18 protein-coding genes are annotated in these 19,504 nt (G+C 60.4%); 14 read left to right on the top strand and 4 right to left on the bottom strand.

Annotated features, from left to right (window positions below; all coding sequences use genetic code 11):
- Positions 1–48 precede the first annotated feature (48 nt).
- Entirely contained in the window at positions 49–3,189 is a 3,141-nt protein-coding gene (locus ACZCED_RS07670) for an NAD-glutamate dehydrogenase domain-containing protein (protein ID WP_462968125.1), read from the bottom strand.
- Between the two features lie 563 nt (positions 3,190–3,752).
- Here ACZCED_RS07670 and ACZCED_RS07665 point away from each other — a divergent pair.
- Both ACZCED_RS07665 and ACZCED_RS07660 read left to right on the top strand, forming a co-directional pair.
- On the top strand, positions 3,753–4,367 hold the full coding sequence (locus ACZCED_RS07665) for a lysophospholipid acyltransferase family protein (protein ID WP_462968124.1): 615 nt from the start codon (positions 3,753–3,755) through the stop codon (positions 4,365–4,367).
- A gap of 198 nt (positions 4,368–4,565) precedes the next feature.
- The gene (locus ACZCED_RS07660) at positions 4,566–6,266 is read left to right on the top strand and encodes a DEAD/DEAH box helicase (protein WP_462968123.1); all 1,701 of its coding nucleotides are present in this window, start codon (positions 4,566–4,568) and stop codon (positions 6,264–6,266) included.
- Here ACZCED_RS07660 and ACZCED_RS07655 read toward each other — a convergent pair.
- From ACZCED_RS07655 to ACZCED_RS07645, 3 genes are all read right to left on the bottom strand, one after another.
- Positions 6,256–7,185 (bottom strand): DUF6206 family protein, encoded by a 930-nt coding sequence (locus ACZCED_RS07655; RefSeq protein WP_464860546.1) that lies wholly within the window; start codon positions 7,183–7,185, stop codon positions 6,256–6,258. The two genes, ACZCED_RS07660 and ACZCED_RS07655, sit on opposite strands and share 11 nt — an antisense overlap.
- A gap of 3 nt (positions 7,186–7,188) precedes the next feature.
- A complete protein-coding gene (locus ACZCED_RS07650; protein ID WP_462968121.1) occupies positions 7,189–8,445 on the bottom strand; it encodes a class-III pyridoxal-phosphate-dependent aminotransferase in 1,257 nt (418 codons plus the stop codon).
- A 115-nt stretch (positions 8,446–8,560) separates the two neighbouring features.
- Positions 8,561–9,751, bottom strand: coding sequence for an oxidoreductase (locus ACZCED_RS07645; protein WP_464860545.1), 1,191 nt, complete (start codon positions 9,749–9,751; stop codon positions 8,561–8,563).
- 481 nt (positions 9,752–10,232) lie between these two features.
- Here ACZCED_RS07645 and ACZCED_RS07640 point away from each other — a divergent pair, with 481 nt between their 5' ends.
- The 12 genes from ACZCED_RS07640 (at position 10,233) to ACZCED_RS07585 (ending at position 19,467) form a co-directional block, all read left to right on the top strand.
- Positions 10,233–11,003, top strand: coding sequence for an ADP-ribosylglycohydrolase family protein (locus ACZCED_RS07640; protein WP_462968119.1), 771 nt, complete (start codon positions 10,233–10,235; stop codon positions 11,001–11,003).
- Between the two features lie 165 nt (positions 11,004–11,168).
- Positions 11,169–11,411 (top strand): hypothetical protein, encoded by a 243-nt coding sequence (locus ACZCED_RS07635; protein WP_462968118.1) that lies wholly within the window; start codon positions 11,169–11,171, stop codon positions 11,409–11,411.
- Between the two features lie 23 nt (positions 11,412–11,434).
- On the top strand, positions 11,435–12,199 hold the full coding sequence (locus tag ACZCED_RS07630; protein ID WP_462968117.1) for a TatD family hydrolase: 765 nt from the start codon (positions 11,435–11,437) through the stop codon (positions 12,197–12,199).
- A 181-nt stretch (positions 12,200–12,380) separates the two neighbouring features.
- Positions 12,381–13,112, top strand: coding sequence for a metallophosphoesterase family protein (locus ACZCED_RS07625; protein WP_462968116.1), 732 nt, complete (start codon positions 12,381–12,383; stop codon positions 13,110–13,112).
- A 46-nt stretch (positions 13,113–13,158) separates the two neighbouring features.
- A complete protein-coding gene (locus ACZCED_RS07620; protein WP_464860544.1) occupies positions 13,159–13,563 on the top strand; it encodes a cupin domain-containing protein in 405 nt (134 codons plus the stop codon).
- An 88-nt stretch (positions 13,564–13,651) separates the two neighbouring features.
- Entirely contained in the window at positions 13,652–14,131 is a 480-nt protein-coding gene (locus ACZCED_RS07615; protein ID WP_462968114.1) for a MaoC family dehydratase, read from the top strand.
- 91 nt (positions 14,132–14,222) lie between these two features.
- Positions 14,223–14,597 (top strand): cupin domain-containing protein, encoded by a 375-nt coding sequence (locus ACZCED_RS07610; protein ID WP_462968113.1) that lies wholly within the window; start codon positions 14,223–14,225, stop codon positions 14,595–14,597.
- A gap of 39 nt (positions 14,598–14,636) precedes the next feature.
- The gene (locus tag ACZCED_RS07605; RefSeq protein WP_464860543.1) at positions 14,637–15,524 is read left to right on the top strand and encodes an amidohydrolase family protein; all 888 of its coding nucleotides are present in this window, start codon (positions 14,637–14,639) and stop codon (positions 15,522–15,524) included.
- An 83-nt stretch (positions 15,525–15,607) separates the two neighbouring features.
- Positions 15,608–16,648, top strand: a complete 1,041-nt coding sequence (locus tag ACZCED_RS07600; protein WP_464860542.1) for a radical SAM protein — start codon at positions 15,608–15,610, stop codon at positions 16,646–16,648.
- Between the two features lie 74 nt (positions 16,649–16,722).
- On the top strand, positions 16,723–17,292 hold the full coding sequence (locus ACZCED_RS07595) for a DUF2889 domain-containing protein (RefSeq protein ID WP_464860541.1): 570 nt from the start codon (positions 16,723–16,725) through the stop codon (positions 17,290–17,292).
- Between the two features lie 65 nt (positions 17,293–17,357).
- Positions 17,358–17,672, top strand: a complete 315-nt coding sequence (locus ACZCED_RS07590) for a YdhR family protein (RefSeq protein WP_462968058.1) — start codon at positions 17,358–17,360, stop codon at positions 17,670–17,672.
- 28 nt (positions 17,673–17,700) lie between these two features.
- Positions 17,701–19,467: an adenine deaminase C-terminal domain-containing protein gene (locus tag ACZCED_RS07585; RefSeq protein ID WP_462968057.1), complete on the top strand. Its 1,767-nt coding sequence runs from the start codon at positions 17,701–17,703 to the stop codon at positions 19,465–19,467.
- Positions 19,468–19,504 lie beyond the last annotated feature (37 nt).

Below are 19,504 nucleotides of genomic sequence, written 5' to 3'. Positions count from 1 at the left end.
GTTTTGGCCGGCGGCCGATGGATCAGGCGTCAGTTGGAGGCGCAGCCATCAGCCCATTGCCGAAGCGATGGTTTTGATGCCTCGGGCAAAGTCGGCATCCATCTTTGCGGTGAAGGCCTTCCAGTCGGCGCCGAAGCGGTAAAAGGCCATGGATGAGATCTTCTTGGTGAGGATGGCATCCCGGTAGGGTTGCAGCTCCTCGGCGTCGAGCGTGTTCATGATTGCGTCCCGGCCAAGCCGTTTGATCAGGATGGCCGGGATGTAGTTCTCCAGCACTTTCCAGACCAGCGCCTCGTCTTTCAGGATGACCTCGATATTCTGCTCGCAGATCCGCTGCAGGGCAAAAATCTGCTCACTGGTTTTTTCCGACAGGTCGAACAGGGGAATGGACGGATCGGCCTCATGGATGCGGATGAGCATCTCCGTCTCCGCCCGGGCATACCGGTCCACCAGTACCATGATGTCCCGTATCAGGGCCCAGCGGGTTTGCGTGTCGCCCAGCAGCTTGGCCTCATAGTCGTCCCCGAGCAGAAAGGCGGTGAGCACTTCGGCGATCGAGCTGGAAAAGACGCCTCCCTTGTTGGCCGTGGTGTCCTTGATGTGCTTGATCCCGGTGGTGGTGGCAATGGTCCGCCTGGCGGCGTCGTCGAAAAAGACGTTGGCACCGTCGACGATGAACTGCAGCTCCTTGAACACGGAGAGAAACGCCTTGACGTTGCCGCGGTTGATGGTGTCCTTGAAGCCGCCGCAGGGGATGAAGGCCCGGATGTCCGCCTGGCTGACGAAGCGCCGGTTGTCGGGGTCGGACAAAAAGTTGCGGTGGAACAGGGCCCCGTCCTCCACGACCGTGCCGTCGGGAAGGGTGACGTTCTTGGCGGCAAGGGGGACCATGAAGCCCTGGGGGCTCAGCTTTTCTACGGGGAAGTGCCGGCTGTTGGCCCGGGGTGAGCTGTGACGCATGAAGGCGACCTTCATCAGGGCTTGCCGGTCCAGCCCCTGGGGATCGAACAGGATGGAGCCTCCGTCGACGATCAGGCAGATCTTGCCTTTGTAGCACTGGATTTCGTTGGCTCCCAGATCGCCGTCGGGACCGCCGGTCATCATCAGGTTGAGATCTTCCTCCCTGGCCCCGTAGTGGGTGATCAGGGTCCTGAAGGCGCCCATGACCCCGGTGGTGGTCATGCCGCTGATCTCGACCTTGCCGCCGATTCGTTCGTAGATGGCCTCCATGTCCGTGGTGACGGCAACGGAGGTGCCGTTGACCTGCAGGTCGGTGCCTTTTTCCTTGCGGTCGATAAGGCCGAACAGGTCGCCGTTTTCCAGCATGCCGTAGGTGTCGTGGGGGATGCCGATGCTCTTGCCCGTGGTGAGCGTCCTCCAGTAGCGGTAGCCGCGCTCCTGCGAACGCATGGCCACCGCATCCATCAACGGCGCGGTTCCCTCGTCGGGGCCGAAGAACACCATCTCGGGCTTGCCGTAATAGTCGACGATGCTGTCGTCGCCGAGCACCAGGTCGATGATGCCCTCGGTATAGTCATACAGGGCGTCCATGCCGTGGCTGGAGTATATGGCGTGGGGCACCACGACGCCCTTGGACCCGCTTTCGCAGATGTCCTTGTGCTTGAGCCGTTGGGCCTTGGGACCCAGGGCGTAGTTGAGCAGCACGGCATTGTCGACCTCGGTGGGGTAGTTGGCCGCCGAGACGCGGATCAGCCGCAGCCCGCCCCTGGCGATGTCCCCGGCCCGCAGGTGGGTGCCGCAGGCGTAGTGGCCGTTGACGAAGAAAATGCCGAAGACGAACTGGTCGAAGACCAGGGGGTCAAGGATGGCATTGTCGAAGCGGAAGGCGAAGGACCGCTTTTCAGGTTTGTAGAAGTTGGTCTTCAGGGTGCACGAGACCATCTTGAACATGAAGCGGAAGATGTCGCAGTGGAGCCAGTTGTCGATAAACCGTGACGAGATGATCTTGTCAAACTCCCTGAACTTCTCGTCCAGTGCCGCAGCGGGGATCCGGCCTTTGACTGCCGGGTGAAAGCGCCTTTCGAAAAGCGCGTAGAGGTATTTCACCAGGTCCGGGTTCTCGGCAACCGCCTCCAGGATGGCCTTGTAGACATAGGTGGACTTGTTGGAGCCGTGGATCCGTCCGGCGAAGGCGTCTCTGTGGTCCTTGCTGGTCAGGCTTTGCAGGATCTCCCGGTCCGTGGCGTTGTCGCGCTCCTTGAAGATGAACATGTGGGTGAAATCTGCCGCATTGCCGGCGAAGAGCATCTCGTTGAAGGTTAGCTGCCCGCCCACGTAAAGCTCTGTAACGCGGTTGACGCCGAAGGAGAGATAGGCGCACAGGTCGCCCACCACTTCCGCCTCCTTCTTGCGCGGCAGTTCACCGCGGATGTAGAGTGAGCAGATCGACGAGGGCACGGGGGATTTGCCCCAGTAGGGTTCCCAGTAGGCCCGCTTGAGCACCAGCCCGTGGTCTTCGAACAGTTTGCGCAGCACGGGCAGCTGGGGCGAGGCGAAATCGCTGTTGAACATCAGGCGCATCTCCCCGGTGTCGGGCAGGTTGAACACCTCGATCAGGGGGGTGACGGCCTTTTCGGCGGCCTTGATGAATTTTTCGTAGCGCTGCCGGGTGGGCTCCGGGGTGGTCATGTAGTCCCCGGCCAGGGTGAACAGGAACCGGGACTCGGTGAAGGCCTCCCGGGGATAGTCATGGACGGTTTCGGGCCGGATGATGTAGGTGTAGTAGTTGCTCTCCGGGCTGAAGTAGTACTCGCGCCGGTGGCCGGCGATCATGTTTTCCAGGATTTTTTCCATGCTGTCCCGGGTCTCTATGGTGGCGATGCGGACCCGCTGGACATTGTTTTCCTGCTCCAGGTCGAAATCGATGTGGGCCACCCGCCCCACCAGGACCACCTTGCCGTCCTTGACGGTGATGCTGGTGGCGATGGAGCCCAGGATATGCTTGAGGGAGTCTTTCTTGATGTTTTCGAAGAAATAGGTGGGAAGCCCGAGATCTTCCAGCAGAATGCCCGCCGCCATGTTGATGCAGTTGGCGGTCAAGAGGCCCTCTGATGAAAGATCCACCACCGCCTCGTAAAGGACGCTGGGGTTGAGTTTAACGCTCTGGGCCCTGTTGATGATATAGGCGCCTTTGGAAACGGAATCGGGACGGTTGAATTGGCTGTCCATGACTGCTCCTCGATGGGTTTAAGGTAAACGTGGCGGCTGCACTATCAAATATTTTCGGGAAAAAAAACGAAAATCGGACGTCAGATGACGATTCAAGGCAAACCAAGCGGCCCGATGCGCCGGATGGGCCATGGCCGAAGGATTCGGACGACGCGAATCCTCACTGCCTTCGATCCGCAAAAAGGATACCGGTCGATTTCAGATTCCCGAGCAGGTGCGTTTCAATCGGTTGTATGTTGGGGGATCGCGCTTAATACCAACCATATTCTCGGAATCCGGCGCCGTTGTCAAATGCCGTTCTTGCGTCAATAACGAGGGCCGGTGTCTGCCGGTTCGACACCGCGACTTGCCGGGGACCGTGTAAAATAATTGTAAAAACGGCAATATCCGTTGTTATGCCGATGCCAATCGCTTACAAACGGCTACTCTAGTTTAACTGAACAAGTCTCAAAGCCAACATATACCGCCCCCGGTCTACCTGGGCCCAATGGTCCACTGTCGATGGCATGCAACCCGATGGTATGGTTTTGAAAGGCGTTCGAACCTTCAAAAAGGCGATAACCATGACCATCCATGAAACGCTCGTTGTCCGGACACTGGTGCGGTGGCTGGCTCTGCTGGTCTTCAAATGCACGGGATGGACGTCCGAGGGGCGCAAACCGGATCTTCCCCGGTGCGTCATCATTGCCGCTCCGCATACCTCCAACTGGGATTTCATCTTTACGCTCTGCCTGGCTTTCATTTACCGGTTGAATGCCGTGATCATGATGAAAGACGCCTGGTTCCGCTGGCCGTTAGGACCCGTGTTCCGCTGGTTGGGTGCCCTGCCCATCGATCGCTCCCGCGCCAACAACGTGGTGGCCCAGTCCATCGAACGATTCCACCGGCGCGACCGTCTGCTTCTCGTGGTCCCGCCCTCGGGAACGCGCAAGCGCGTGCTCTACTGGAAGACAGGTTTCTATCACATCGCCAACGGTGCCGGCGTTCCCATCGTGCTCGGTTTTCTGGACTACCGGCGCAAGGTCGGCGGGTTCGGCCCGATCGTTCGACCGACCGGAGACATCGAGGCCGACATGGTCGTGATCCGCTCCTTTTACCGGAATATTTCCGGAAAACATCCCCTGAAGGAGAGCCAGCCGTGCATCGCTCCCCGTGTGTCGCCGCCGGCCGCCGGTTGAGGCGAATGACAGGGGGTGTCCACAAAACCATTGCCAAAACCCGTTGACACGGCTATAAGCCGCCTCAACGATCATCCAACCGCGCGCCGGTCGCTGATGGGATTCGGCCGGCAGCCGGTTTCCATTTCAAAGCGATAAAGCCGTCCGGATTGAGCTGGGCGGCTTTTTTTATGGTGAACAATAAGGAGAACAGGAAAGATGGATTTCAAGACAATGGGCATCCGGGACGAACTGCTTCGCGCCCTCGAGGAGCTGGGATTCGACTCACCGATGCCGATTCAGGCCGCGGCGCTGCCCGAGCTGCTGAACGGGAGCCGCGACTTTATCGGCCTGGCCCAGACCGGCACCGGAAAAACCGCTGCTTTCGGCCTGCCGCTGCTCGAGCGGGTCGATACCGCCCGCAAGGGCCCCCAGGGTGTGATCCTGTGCCCCACCCGGGAGCTGTGCCTGCAGATCACCGACGACCTGAAACGATATGGCCGCTACCTTCCGGGGGTCCGCGTGGCGGCGGTATATGGCGGCGCCAGCATCGCCCACCAGATCAGCCGGCTGCGCGATGGCTCCCAGATCGTCGTGGCCACCCCCGGCCGCCTGATCGACCTGATGCAGCGCCGGGCGCTGGATCTGTCTCACACCGCCACCTGCGTGCTGGACGAGGCCGATGAAATGCTCAACATGGGTTTTAAGGAGGACATCGACCGGATTCTGGAACGAATGCCGGCCGGCCGCCGAACCTGGCTGTTTTCAGCCACCATGCCATCGGGAGTAGCGGCCATCGCCCGGACCTATCTGGACAATCCGCGCAAGGTCTCCCTGGGCGGTCGCCAGTCCATGGCCCCCCACATCACCCATGCCTGTTACGTGATGAACGAGCGGCACCGCTACCAGGGGCTCAAACGCATCATTGACTTTACGCCCGGAATCTTCGGGCTGGTGTTCTGCCGCACCCGCAGGGAAACCCAGGCCGTGGCGGATGCGCTGGTGCAGGAGGGTTACCCGGCCGATGCCCTCCACGGCGACCTGGGTCAGGCGCAGCGTGACCATGTCATGCGCAAATTCCGCCGGCAGTCGATCCGGCTCCTGGTGGCCACCGACGTGGCTGCCCGTGGCCTGGACGTGGACCAGATCTCCCATATCATTCACTACAACCTGCCCGATGATCCCGATATTTACACCCACCGCAGCGGACGAACCGCGCGGGCCGGGCGTTCGGGCGTTTCCATCGCCCTGTCCACCCCCCGCGAGGTTGGCCGGTTGCGTGCGATGGAACGGGCCAATACCATGCGGTTCGAATTCCGCAAATTTCCCGACGGTCGGGCGATCTGCGAACGCCAGCTCGACGGTTTCGTGGACCGGATCGTCGAGACGCCGGTGGACCGGCAGGACTTTGCCGATTACCTGCCCACGGTCAGCCGGGCCCTAGCGGGTTTCGACCGGGAGGAATTGATCCTGCGTTTCATGGCTGCCGATTTTAACCGCATCTTTAACGACTACCGCGACGCGGGGGACATCAATGCTGCGGCGCGTCCTCAGCCGGCCGTCCGCCCGGCCGGCAACGGACGCACGGTTCGGCCGGACCAGCCTGGCGCCCAGCGCTTTTTCATCAATGTCGGCCGTCTGGACAAGATCAATGAAGGCGCCATCGTTCGCCTGGTGTGCGACCACGCCCGCATCGACTCCCGCCAGATCGGCCGCATCGAACTCAAGCGTGAATTCTCGTTTTTCGAGGTGGCCCGCGCTGCCGCCGACAGCGTCCGGCGCAGTCTGAAGGACGTTCCGTTCGACGGCCGGCGGGTCCAGGTCAGGGATGCCGGGAATCAACGCTCCCAGGGCAAGCCGGACCGGCCGCGCAAGGTCCGGCCGGGAATCCGGCGCGCGCAAAGACGGGTCAGCGCTTAATGGCACCGGGCAGGATAAACTCATAGCGCCGGCGCAGCAGGCGGGTTTTGATCCAGCGGTCGACCCGGCGAAAGGCCAGGAAAACCGTCCAGATCAGTTTGTCCTGATCGTAGTAGCGCTCAATCTCCGCCAGGGTCAGCGGTGCGTCCGAATCCGTTAGAAAACGGTTGGCAATGGCGACCGTCTCCGGCACCAGCTCCGGCCGCTGCTCCTTGAACAGATTGGCGGCAAGATCCGTATAGACCAGCCTGGGCACGTAATAGCGGCCCATCACATCGTCCAGAAAAAACCATCGGATGATCCAGCGCAGAAATCCCGGCGCGCTTTTCAGCAGGCGCTCGGGATTCTGCTGCTCGACGCCTTGTTTGCGCAGCAAGGGGGTGCTGGTGTCGATGTAAACCAGTTGCGCGGCAGGTCCATCGGATTCCACCGCGACCCAGTTGGAGAGCTGGCCGTCGATGGCCAGTTCCCTTTCAGGCGCGGCGTTGGCGTTGAACGCCCACACCTTGGCGATTTGGGCCGCGACCGATTCAATCAGGTTCAGGCAGCCGGCGTCGTCAAGGTGGTGAATCAGCCGATGGCACAGGCGCTCCCCGGCAAAGCGCTGCTGGGCGATATAAACAGCCACCGGCCGGCCGGGGCTTTCGACAACCTGCGTGGCGTATGCCGGCAGCTGCAGGCCGGCTTTTTCCAGCAACGCGCAGTATTCGCCATGCATGGCTGCATAGCCTTCGGCGGAGGGCCGGTCTTCAAAAATAGGCAGGCGCTTGTAAACGTTCTCCGCGTCTCCCTGAATCTGGAAAATAGCCGATATTTCGCCGTAACCGATGATTCGGGCCGGCACCGCCGAGGCCGCCGGCTGCCGGGGATCGAGCCCGGCCTCGAAACGCTGCAGCAGATCGCTGTCGATGTTCAACATGATTCATAACCCCAGTATCTGCTTGGCCGCGGACAACCCCGCATCGACCCGCTCCAGGATTTCGGATGCCAGCGGCGCATCGATGATCAGGGGCGGCAGCAGTTGGCTGACCCGGGTGTTGTTGTTGGCATAGACGCTGAGAATGCCGTTGTCATAAAGCGTCTTGGACAATAGCGGGCCGCAGGCATCATCGACCATCTCGATGCCCATCATCATACCCAGTTGCCGAAGGCCGACCAGAATCTCCGGATGCCTGGATTTCAATTGCTCGAAGCCGCGCGTGAACATACCGGCGATGTCGGAGACATGCTCGAGGAATGCGGGCGTCGATGAGAGCTCCAGTACCCGCATGGCCACCGGGCAGCCCACTTCGGCCCCACCGAAGGTGGAGATGTGGACGAACGGGTTGGCGTGGAAAAAGGATTCCAGTCGTGCACCCATGCAGGTGGCCGCCATGGGGTAGATGCCGCCCGACAACCCCTTGCCGACCACCATGATATCCGGCACGGTATGGTAGTGTTCGATGCCCCACAGACGTCCGGTGCGCCCCAAACCAGTCTGTACCTCGTCGATGATCAGCAGGGCGCCGTGTTCATTGCACAGGTCGCGGACAAACGGATAAAAATCAGTATTCGGAACGGGTACGCCGTAGGTGGCGGGAACGGTCTCGAAGATAACGGCCGCGGTGTTGTCGTCCACGGCCTCGGCCAGCGCGTACCGGTCGTTGAACGGAACCTGCACGAATCCCGGGGGATTGGGACCGAACGGATCGCGATATTGCGCATCGCCGGTGGCCAGGGCCAGGCCGGTGTGACCGTGGTAACCGCCGCCCGCCGAAATGATGGTCTGCCGGCCGGTGAAGCCCCTGGCCAGCTTGAGCGCCAGATCGATGGCTTCGCCGCCGCCGACCGCAAAAACCGTATAGGTCAGATCGCCCGGCAGCAGGTGGGCCAGCTGTTCTGCCAGCAGGGCGCGGGGCCCGCTGATCAGGTGGTGGTTGCCGATGTCGAGTGACAACAGGCTTGCCTGCAGCGCCGCGATGACCGCCGGGTGACGATGGCCCAGGTTGAACACACCCCCGTTGCAATGGCAATTGATCAGGCGCTTGTGCGAGGTGGCGTCCCAGACGAACGGTCCTTCCCGGCGGCCGAAAACGAAGTCGACACCGACGCTCTCGAAAAAATCGGCCTTTCCCGCAGAGACATGGCGGCGAAACCGGTCGATGATTTCAGGTTTGCTCTCCTTACCGGCAGGGTTCATGGCGGCTCCCAGCGAAATGATCGGTTTATCGGATTGATGAGCAAGGATCCCTTGAACGGGAAAGGGTCCCGACGATCGGCGCGACAGTCGCGCATGACGGCACGTTGAAAGAAGCTTACCCGCCTTGAGGCAGGCCTTTTTGATAGCAGCGTATCGGCAGCGCGTTGAACATGGCTGCAAAACACCGGTTGCATGACACGCAAGCGGCCGCGGCGGTTTTTCCCTGGGAGAAACGGCGGACCAGCGACGGCTCCCTGATAAACGGGCGGGACATGGAAATCATGTCTGCGGTCCCCTGGGAGACCGTTTCTTCCATCTGAGCCAGCCTGCGCATGCCACCCACCACAATCAGCGGTGTCCTTTTCACAGCGGGTCTGATCGTTTGGGCCGCATCGAGGTTGTAGGCTTCCTTGAACCGGTTGGCCGGGCCCTGAATTTTCATCTTCAGCCTGGCTGCCGGTCTCATCCAGGCCGGCAGCGCGCGGACCAGTTCCGCACCGGGGATGTCACCGCGAATGGTCTGAAAACCGTAATAGGTTCCGCAGCTGACTTCCACAGCGGCCACACCGCGTTCAACCAGCCATTTGGCATAGACGGCCGCCAGATCCGGCGTGATACCCGTGCGCGGTGTGAAATCGTTGGCGTTCAGTTTGACGAGCACCGGCATGCCATCCGGCAGTGCCTGTCGAACCGATTTAACGATCGCTTCCAACAATCGAAAACGGCCGGCCGCCGAAGCGCCCCAGCCATCCTTGCGGTGGTTGAAAAAAGGGGAGAGGAATTCATTGATCAGGTACCCGTGCGCGGCATGGATCTGGACGGCATCGGCCCCGGCGACCTCGGCTCGCCGTGCAGCGGCGGCAAAGGCGTGTATGGTTTCCAGGATCTGGCTTTCATCCATTTGCACGGGTTTATTGAGGCTGACCGGATCCCTGCCCCTGCCTGAAGGCGCCAGGGGTGCCTGGCCCAGGATTTTGCTCGGACATTGCCGGCCACCGTGAGCGAGTTGAAAAGCAATTTTTCCGCCATGCGCATGCACCGCATCGGCCACTTTTTTCAGCCCGGGAATCATGGCGTCGGTGTGAATGCCGCATTGCCGTTGATGGGCCCTTCCCCGTGGATGGACATAAAGATGACCGGGGATGATCAGGCCGACCTCCCCTTGGGCGAGACGGGTATAGCGCCTGACGATCTCGCCGGTGATGCTGCCGTCGTCGTCGGCCATCGCCTCTTGGGTCGCTGAGTGGACGAACCGGTTCTTTATTTTCACGTCGGCGAGCATGATCGGCTCAAACAGGTCAGACATAACCCACTCCCTTATGGGTTGCGGAAAAAAAAGCGTCGAATGAATGGAACGGTGGATGCCGGCCGAACCGCCTTCGCTATCTTCCCAGAGAATCCGCCGGGTGTCAAAGCCTTTGCCTTATCGAACCGACGGGCGGCCCTCGCGGCAACTGCCTGTCGCGAAATCGCTGTGGGGAGTGCGATCCCGGCCGGCTTAAACCAGAAAATGGGGTTGACCATTAAAGATTGCTTGATGTCGAAACACCTTTTGCTTACTATACAGCGAATGTGTTTGTATCCCATCCGAATTTTCAGGCGGTTGCGAACCACGCGCTGATGCCGCTACGCCAGTCCGGCCCTCATTGATCGGTTTCTGAGCCTGCTGCAGATACAGCCGTTCTCCTTTCGCGATAATCGTTCACCCGGAAAACGCGGTACCGGCCGCAACGGCCTGTCCACCGAACGGATCGGCTGATTCCAACCCACTTTTCGAGGACCTGACGATGATCGGAGCCATTGCCGGCGACATGATCGGTTCTCCCTATGAAAGCCGCCCGATCAAAACGGTTGCCGTTCCGATGGTGGCGGCGGCCTATACCGACGACACGGTCCTGACCCTGGCTGTGGCCAACGCCATCCTCCGCTGCAAGAGCTACCGCAGGGCGATCAAGTGCTTTGCCCGGAATTTCCCCAATCTGCCCTACGGCGGATCCTTCTGGCACTGGATCTGGGATCCCAACAGCATCCCCTACTACAGTTACGGCAACGGTTCGGCCATGCGGGTGTCTCCCGTGGGGTTCGCTTTCGAGTCCGTTGAAGAGGTGCTGACCCATGCCCAACGGTCAGCCGAGGTCAGTCACAACCACCCGGAAGGCATCAAGGGCGCCCAGGCAACCGCGCTGGCCGTTTTCCTGGCCAGGAAAGATGCGGATAAAACGACCATACGCAGGCAGATCGAAACCCGCTTCGCCTACGACCTGGGATGCCGCGTCGATGAGATCCGGGCGGGTTATTGTTTCGATGTCTCCTGCCAGGGCTCCGTCCCCGAGTCCATCATCGCTTTTCTCGACTCAACGGACTACGAAACCGCAGTGATAAATGCCATCTCCCTCGGCGGCGATGCAGACACCATGGCCTGCATCGCCGGTGCGATCGCCCAGGCCTATTACAAGGCGATGCCCGCCGACATCGTCGGGCAGGTCAGGCGAAACCTGCCCGACGCCCTGCTGGCGGTGCTGGATCAATTCGGCGAACAGTTCGATTGCCCATATTGATAAAAGATGGTCATCCGGCCGACTTGACAACTGCGTTCAAGTGTTCAAGATATGTATTGGGCCGCATCTATGACCCATTTCGATTGTGTTTTAACCACTTGTAATTATTTTGTTTTCATTGTCGGCTGCAGCACGGCCGGCAAGTTGACATAACAGGATGAAAAAATGACCCACAATCACTGCAAACTGATATCCGACACCAACCCTCACAGGGATAAAAATTCCAATAAACTGACCTATTGGCGTTCATCACATGATTGTTTCTCGATCGATTACAAGGGCATCATCACCGAAATCTGCAAGGGCGACCTCGGTTATGGGGACATGGACCGGATGGACGGTACCATTCATGCAGCCATCGGGTGCAAACAAAAAGACAGCAAAAAATGCCAACTGATCGAAATGTAAACGACCGGTCGGCGACCTAGCCCATGCCAACCCGCCACCTCGTGGATGTGCATGCCCACATCTGTGCTTCTGATTTTGACCCGGACCGGGCAGAGGTACTGGAACGCGCACGAAAAGCCGGCCTGGAGGCGATCGTCGCTGTCGGCGAAAACCTCGGCGATGCCCGAAAAAATATGGAATTGGCCGGGACCTATCCCATGCTCAAGGCGGCCGCCGGGCTCTATCCCACGATTCTCGATCTGGATCAGGCCGATGAGATGGCCGCTTTCATTCGCCGCAACCGCTCCCGTCTGGTCGCCATCGGAGAGGTCGGGCTGGATTACTGGGTCGTGAAGGAAGATTCCCAAAAAGAGGTCCAAAGAGAAATCTTGAAACGGTTCGTCGAGTTGTCCAAGGCGCTGGACCTGCCGTTGAACGTTCATTCGCGGTCCGCCGGACGCCATGCCATCGACCTGCTGATGCAAAACAACGCCGCCCGCGTCCAGATGCATGCCTTTGACGGCAAGGCCGGTGCCGCCCTGCCTGCGGTCGAAGCAGGCTACCTTTTTTCGATTCCCCCCTCGGTGATCCGTTCGCGCCAGAAACAAAAATTGGTCAAGCGGCTCCCCCTTGCCAATCTGCTGGTCGAAACGGACAGCCCGGTGCTTGGACCGGCCGCGGCGGTGCGCAACGAACCAGCCAACCTGCCGGTTTCCATCCGGGCGATCGCACAGATCAAAGCGATCCCTATAGAGGCGGTGATGGAGGCGGTTTCGGACAATACCAGGCGCCTCTACGGCGCATGGTAAATGGGCGGCTGCAAGAGGATGTGAGCAACGCCTCAACGATTGTTTCCCTGCCTGTTTCGCTTTGTCCGATGCTTAAAAAGAACCCGTTTTCACGACCGCCCTCCGGCCCGACGTGGCAGAGGAAGGCCGCCGACGTGTTTTCCCGTTTCAATGGATGCGGTTTTCTGGTAACTTCCGCGATATGCAAATTGCCGTATTATCTGACATTCATGCCAATCTGGAGGCTTTTCGCCGGGTGCTCGAGGATATCGACAGCCGACATCCCGGTGTTGACGAGGTTGTTTCACTGGGAGACACGCTGGGTTACGGCCCGCAACCGGAAGCCTGCCTGGCCCTGCTGCGCAAGCGTGGCATCGTGTCGGTTCAGGGCAACCATGAACTGGCCGTGGCGCAGGCTAAATACCGCCAATGGTTCAATCCCCAATCGCGTGAGGCCCTCCAGCGGACCTGTGAGCTGGTTTCCGATGAAAGCGTGGCCTACATCCGTGAGTTGCCACGGTTTCTGATCCGGCACGGCTGTCTGTTCGTGCACGGATTGCCGCCGGATTCCGCCTTCAGATACCTTTACGAAATCAATGGCGAGGACTTGGCCGATCTTTTCTCACGATTTACCGAGGCGGTGGCTTTTGTCGGGCACACCCATGAACTGGAACGGATCAGCTGGGACGGCCGTCGTGCCCGGCGCCATGCGTTGGCGCAGGGCGATCAAATCCTGGACCGTTCCCTGCGCCATATTGTCAATATCGGTGCGGTGGGACAACCCCGCGATGGCGATAACCGGGCCAAATATGTGCTCTGGGATACGGACACCTGGACGTTGACCGTTCGTTTTGTGGTTTATGACATCAAATCGGCCATGGCCGGGTTCAAACCCGCAGGTATGCCCGACCAGTATGCCCGGCGGTTGCTGTGAGGGAGCGGAAAGGATGATGGCAGGCAGATGAAACGCGGTCGATACGATGTCTGCGACCTGCTGGGCCGAGGGGGGATGGGTGCGGTGTATAAGGTCCGACAGCCGGTTACCGGGCCCCCCGCCGCATTATCACAACGATACGTGCGAGTTGTTTCACATCGTCAGCGGAAAGTTGGACATATACCTTGACGGCCGATGGCGGACATTGCAAAAGGGGGAATGCCTCATCGTTCCTAAAAATGGCGTGCATACCTTCAAGAACAATACTTCTGACGAAGCCAGGTTTATCACGACGGGGTCTCCAAGGGGTTTAGAAGGCTTTCTCATAGAATTTGGCGTTGCATTGGATAACGAGAGCGCATTTGAGCAATCCATATCCGAGGCAACCATCGAACGCGTGCAAAAGCGCTGCGCCAAATATGGCATGATTGTGGCCCAACCTGATGGATAAGGTGCAATCCGCCCGGTTGTGCTTACTTTGGATGGATGGGTCGATCGGCCAATCCAGTGATCGGCATTGTAATAGAGGAGTGACTCACATGCCAACAGGCCACTTCAGCACGCCACCGCAGGAGCGCCACCTGGAAGACTATGTAACCGGGGCCGTCCATGAATTCGGGCCGATTACGCTCAGCGAAGCGCAGATTGTCCAGTTTGGCAGGCAGTTCGATCCGCAGCTGTTTCACACCGATCCGGACGGCGCCAGGCAGACGGTTTACGGTGGGCTAATCGCCAGCGGCTGGCATACCTGCGGTCTGTTCATGCGGCTGTTTGTGGAGCGCTACCTGCCTGGACCGGCCAGCCTGGGAAGCCCGGGCGTCGATGAACTGCGCTGGCTGAAACCGGTGCGCCCCGGCGATGCGCTCACCCTGCGGGTCACCGTACACAAGGTAAAACCGTCGCGCAGCAAACCCGATCGCGGGGTGCTGTTCTCCTTTTGCGAGATGCTCAACCAGGCGGGCGACGTCGTGGCCACGATGATGGCCATGAATTTGATCCGGTATCGCGGCGGGGGGTAAGGGCCGCGCGCGGATGCCAGGGGCCGGGTTGTGCGGCCGGTGGCAGGAGATGCGCGGGTCACGGCATCTCAGTTGCACGAAAGGAGAGGCGATGAGCACGATCGAGTATCTTCAAATCTATTCGGATTCGGATGGCTGCTCCCATTTCAGGACTGTAGCGGTTGAACTGGAAGCCAACGATTACGCACCACCGGCAATGCCGTTGAACACATCTACACCCGAACCGGCCGAGGCATCTCTTTTTCTGGAACTGCCGGTGGGGTGGTTCGGTGACTGGCACCCGACGCCGGTACGGCAATGGTTGATACTCATGGCAGGTGAATGCGAGTTCTCGGCGGGTGACGGGGACACCTGTCGTCGACAGGCCGGCGATGTCGTCATGCTGGACGATGTTACCGGCAAGGGGCACTGTACCCGTGTGATCGGGGATGCGCCTGTCCGGATGGCGGCAATCCATTTTTCCTGATCCACCCGATCAAATATGAATGATAGGCCAGGAACGACCATGTTAACGCCCCAACTTCCCTCGCTCGATGACATCGAGGGCCAGGCGATTCCGGACGGTTTTCCCAGGGTCATCGACGCGCATGTGCATGTCTTTCCCGACGGGATCTTTAAGGCCGTCAGGCGGTGGTTCGATGAAAACGCCTGGCACATTCGCTATCAACTGACCACTTCCGGAGTGTTCGATTTCCTGCTGTCCCGTGGCGTGGCGCACATCGTCGCCCTGCAATACGCCCACGCCCCGGGAATTGCCGGGCAGCTCAATGCTTACCTGGCCGACCAATGCCGGCAGTACCCCGACCGGGTCACCGGACTGGCGACCATCTTTCCCGGCGAGGAAAATGCCGAAACGATTTTGCAGGATGCCTTCGATGCCGGACTCGGCGGCCTGAAGCTGCACGCCCACGTCCAATGCTTCGACATCAATGCCGACGACACCGGACGCCTGTTCGACGTGTGCCAGTCCAACCGCAAACCGGTGGTGGTTCATTTCGGAAAAGAACCCAAAAGCCCCGTATACCGCTGTGATCCCTATGCGATCTGCAGTGCCGACAAGCTGGCACGCGTTCTGGCCGATTTCCCCACGCTCACCTTTTGCGTGCCCCATCTCGGTTTCAGCGAGACACGTGAATACAAGGCACTGACCGAGAAATACGACAACCTGTGGCTTGACACGACCATGGCGCTGACGGACTATTTTCACATCCCGGAGCGCATCGACCTCAACGCCTACCGGCCCGACCGGATCATGTATGGATCCGATTTTCCCAACATCCCCTATGCCTGGGACCGGGAACTGAAGTGGCTGCGGGATTCGCGCCTGGACGATGACCGGCTGGACAAAATGCTGAATAAGAACGCGGCTGAATTTTTTCACCTGGATGCCTGAACGGTGATCCCCAAACCAGAACCCGTTACCCCGCTGCACGCACGCCGGCGCCGGGTGATGAAGGCAGGGCTTAAGGACAGACGATGACACCATCCGCTATTGATAAATATGATTTTGAAACAGGTGTTTACCGGCCGCCCAGCGAGGGGGGCAGCAACTCCCTGCTGGTCCGTTTGACACGCAACTGCCCCTGGAACCGCTGCACCTTTTGCGGCATGTATAAAGCCGAGCGATTCCAGGTACGGCCGGTTGCCGAAATCAAAAAGGACATCGATGCCATGGCGGCCCTGCGCGACGACCTCGCGGCGCTTTCAGGTCGGTCCGGAAAGAATGGCGAGGCGACCCGGCATGCCGCCGTCGCCCTGATCGGGAGACACCCCGCACTGAACCACCACCCGGGCTTTGCCATGCTGTACCACTGGTTGCTGTCCGGCGGCCGAACCGCGTTTCTGCAGGACGCCAACAGCCTGATCATGAAAACCGGCCAGTTGGTCGAGGTCTTGGGGTACCTGCGCCGCACGTTCCCCTCCATCGTCCGGGTCACCACCTACGCGCGGTCTAAAACCCTGGTGCAAAAATCCCTGGACGACCTCAAGGCCATTCGCCGGGCCGGCCTGGACCGGCTGCATGTGGGACTGGAAAGCGGGGATGATGCGCTGCTCGAAAAAATCCAAAAGGGCGCCACGGCCGAGATTCATGTCAAGGGCGGCAAAAAGGCTCTGGCAGCGGGATTCCAGCTCTCGGAATACTGGATGCCCGGCCTGGGCGGCAAAGCGCGCTGGCAGGATCATGCCAAAAACACGGCCCGCGTGCTCAGCGAGATCGATCCGCACTACATCCGATCCCGACCGTTTCGCGCCTGGCCGGGTACGCCCATGGCCCGGGAGATGGCCGGGCAGACCTTCGAGATGCTGACTCCCGAAGAACAGCTGCGGGAACTGCGCCTGACCATGCAGGACCTGTCCGTCACCGGCCGGGTCTGTTTCGACCATGCCGGCAACTCCTGGAAAAACAGCCGCGGGCAGCTGTTGTTCACCCACAGCTATGAGGGCTATCAATTCCCGGAAGAAAAGCAGACGGTGCTGGACCTGATCGACGACGGCCTGGCGGTCGGCAGCCGGTAGAAACCTTCCGGGCCGGTCATGCCCCGGGTCGGGCGTTCCGGGTTTACGGTTGAAAAAAACACCAAAGAGGTGCCATGGGTTCCCTGAAAGCGCTGGCAAACGGCAATCCCTTCCACAGCCGGTCCATAGAGATGAACAGCCATGCCCTGGATGATGACACCATCCTGGTCGAGGGGTGGCTCCGGGAAGACCGGTTTGCGCCCGTATATGCCCTGACCGGCGAAAAAATAGAGCCGGGGCCGGTGCATCACATGGTCATCCGGCTCAGGCTGGGGGGCACCCCGCCTACCATCCTGGATGCCGAAGCGGAAATGGAGCATGTGCCCCTTGAATTCTGCCGCAGCACCCTGGAAACGATACAACGTGTCATCGGCCTTGAAATACGCGCCGGGTTCAAGAATAAGGTGCGTGAGATGATGGGCGGCGAGCAGGGCTGCGTCCATCTGGCCCATCTTCTAACGGTGATGAGCCAGGCCGCATTCCAGGGCCATGTGGCCCTCCAACGCAAAAGCCGGCAGCCCCTGCCCGGGTCCCTGGACGCGGTCGAGGGCCTCGATTCTCTGATGGGCAGCTGCCGCGCCTGGGGCCCGGATGGCCCCAAGGTCAACGATTTGAAAACAGCCCTCGCGAAAAAGGGGCGCTGACCGATCGATGCGCTGCCGAACCCGCGATTGTGGGCTGCCTCAACAGCAGGACGAAGGAGACATCCATGATAACGGTCATCGTCGAATTTGGACTCCCCCAACCAATCTCCAGCCAACAGGCCCGGGAGATCTTTTTGAGCACGGCCCCCAAGTACCAGGGGCTGCCCGGACTGATCCGCAAGTACTACTTTCTTTCCCCGGACGGCACTGTCGCCGGCGGTGTCTACCTGTGGCAGTCGCGCGAAGATGCAGACCGCCAGTACACCGATGAGTGGCGGGCGTTCGTGCGCGGGAAATATGGCTCCGAACCCGTGTTGAACTATCTCGAGACCCCGGTTGTCGTGGACAACGTGTCGAACGAGATCATCTCCATCCCATAGGTCTTTTGCCAAGGAACGATGACCCATCATGAACGGAAAGAAAAACCGAAACCGAAACCAAAATCTAATCGATGTGGCCCTGGGGCGCACACCCGGCGATCTGGCCATCGTCAATGCCCGGCTCGTCAACGTCTACACCGGTGAAATCCTGGACGGGCAATCGGTGTGCACCTGCGCAGATCAAATCGCCTGCGTGGGGCCGGATGCCGGGTATGCCATCGGCGACGCCACGACGGTCATCGACGCCGGCGGCGCCACCCTCATCCCCGGGTTCATCGACGGCCATATGCATGTGGCCTCCTCGTTCACCGCCGGCGAGTTTTTGAAATATGCGGCCGTGGGCGGCACCACCACCATCGTCACCGAAACCCTGGAGCCCTACTCGGTTGCCGGCATCAGCGGTGTCCTGGATTTTCTGGCGTCCTTGAAAGATCAGCCGGTCACGTTCTTTGCAACGGCGCCGGCCATGGTCTCCACCAGCCGGGGTGCCATGGGGATCGATCCGGCGGATCTGGAAACCCTGCTGGCGCGCGAAGAGATCGTCGGCCTGGGCGAGTCCTATTGGCAGGCCGTGCTGCAGAACCCCGACGTGTTCCTGCCGATTTTCGCCCAAACCACGGCCCACCGAAAGCTGCTGGAGGGGCATTCCGCCGGGGCCAGGGGCAACCGGCTCCAGGCCTATGCGGCCTGCGGGGTCTCCTCCTGTCATGAGCCGATCAAGGCCGATGAGGTGCTGGACCGTCTCCGGTTGGGCATCTATGTGATGATTCGCGAGGGAAGCATCCGGCGGGATCTTGCCGAGATTGCCAGGATCAAGGACATGGTCGCCGACACCCGGCGGCTGATCCTGACCACGGACGGCATTTCGCCGGCGGAGCTGATGGAGATGGGCTACATGGAATACCTGGTCCAGAAGGCCATCGACTGCGGATTCGACCCGGTTACCGCCGTGCAGATGGCGACCCTGAACGTGGCCGAGCATTTCGGCCTGGATGACCGCATCGGTGGGATCGCCCCCGGCAAAACCGCCGACCTGGTCCTGATTCCCGACCCGCGAACCATCCGGGCGAAGGTCGTCGTCAGCAGGGGACGCATTATCGCGCGGGATGGAAAACTTGAGGTGGCGCCGCGCAAACACACCTTTGCGGCCGCCAGCCTGAACACGGTTCGAATTCCCGAGCCCGTCGGGCCGTCCGATTTTGGCCTGCCTTTCAGCGGGGACGGCAACACGGCCGCGTGCCGCGTGATCGAAATGGTGACCGACCTGGTCACCCGCGAGGTGCGGCTGGATCTTGCGGTCACCGGCGGTGAAATCAAGGCGGACGGCGCCAACGACCTGGCCAAAATTGCGGCCATCGACCGGGCGAGAGTTCCGGGCAAGTGCTTCACCGGGCTGATCAAGGGATTCGGCATGAACGCCGGTGCCATGGCCTGCAGTGCGGCGTGGGACACCTCCTGCGTCATCGTCGTGGGGGCCGACGAAACGGACATGGCCCTGTGCGTCAACCGCATCCGCGAGATGCAGGGCGGGGCGGTCGTCTGCCAGGCCGGACGCGTCGCCGCCGAGCTGGCCATGCCCGTTTTCGGGCTGATCTCGGAACTGTCCCTGGAGGAACTCGTCGACCGGCTGAAGGCCATCCAGCAGGCGGCGGCGGACCTGGGGGTGTCGTTTCCCGACCCGCTGCTGAGCCTGATCGCCCTGACGGGCGCGGCCATTCCCTTTCTGAGAATCTGCGAGGAAGGCCTGGTCAATTTCAAAGATGGACAAACGGTCGGCTGGGTGGCCGAATCGTGAAACCCGGTCATGGATTGAGCAGCAACCCATTTGTGGG

Source organism: Desulfosarcina sp. (assembly GCF_055467485.1).
Note: the sequence above shows the minus strand (reverse complement) of the source record. Positions and strands in the feature narration are given on the sequence as shown.

Coding starts and splice junctions, on each gene's coding strand:
- ACZCED_RS07670 (WP_462968125.1), bottom strand. CDS start 3,189: ATGGACAGCCAATTCAACCGTCCCGATTCCGTTTCCAAAGGCGCCTAT.
- ACZCED_RS07665 (WP_462968124.1), top strand. CDS start 3,753: ATGACCATCCATGAAACGCTCGTTGTCCGGACACTGGTGCGGTGGCTG.
- ACZCED_RS07660 (WP_462968123.1), top strand. CDS start 4,566: ATGGATTTCAAGACAATGGGCATCCGGGACGAACTGCTTCGCGCCCTC.
- ACZCED_RS07655 (WP_464860546.1), bottom strand. CDS start 7,185: ATGTTGAACATCGACAGCGATCTGCTGCAGCGTTTCGAGGCCGGGCTC.
- ACZCED_RS07650 (WP_462968121.1), bottom strand. CDS start 8,445: ATGAACCCTGCCGGTAAGGAGAGCAAACCTGAAATCATCGACCGGTTT.
- ACZCED_RS07645 (WP_464860545.1), bottom strand. CDS start 9,751: ATGTCTGACCTGTTTGAGCCGATCATGCTCGCCGACGTGAAAATAAAG.
- ACZCED_RS07640 (WP_462968119.1), top strand. CDS start 10,233: ATGATCGGAGCCATTGCCGGCGACATGATCGGTTCTCCCTATGAAAGC.
- ACZCED_RS07635 (WP_462968118.1), top strand. CDS start 11,169: ATGACCCACAATCACTGCAAACTGATATCCGACACCAACCCTCACAGG.
- ACZCED_RS07630 (WP_462968117.1), top strand. CDS start 11,435: ATGCCAACCCGCCACCTCGTGGATGTGCATGCCCACATCTGTGCTTCT.
- ACZCED_RS07625 (WP_462968116.1), top strand. CDS start 12,381: ATGCAAATTGCCGTATTATCTGACATTCATGCCAATCTGGAGGCTTTT.
- ACZCED_RS07620 (WP_464860544.1), top strand. CDS start 13,159: ATGTCTGCGACCTGCTGGGCCGAGGGGGGATGGGTGCGGTGTATAAGG.
- ACZCED_RS07615 (WP_462968114.1), top strand. CDS start 13,652: ATGCCAACAGGCCACTTCAGCACGCCACCGCAGGAGCGCCACCTGGAA.
- ACZCED_RS07610 (WP_462968113.1), top strand. CDS start 14,223: ATGAGCACGATCGAGTATCTTCAAATCTATTCGGATTCGGATGGCTGC.
- ACZCED_RS07605 (WP_464860543.1), top strand. CDS start 14,637: ATGTTAACGCCCCAACTTCCCTCGCTCGATGACATCGAGGGCCAGGCG.
- ACZCED_RS07600 (WP_464860542.1), top strand. CDS start 15,608: ATGACACCATCCGCTATTGATAAATATGATTTTGAAACAGGTGTTTAC.
- ACZCED_RS07595 (WP_464860541.1), top strand. CDS start 16,723: ATGGGTTCCCTGAAAGCGCTGGCAAACGGCAATCCCTTCCACAGCCGG.
- ACZCED_RS07590 (WP_462968058.1), top strand. CDS start 17,358: ATGATAACGGTCATCGTCGAATTTGGACTCCCCCAACCAATCTCCAGC.
- ACZCED_RS07585 (WP_462968057.1), top strand. CDS start 17,701: ATGAACGGAAAGAAAAACCGAAACCGAAACCAAAATCTAATCGATGTG.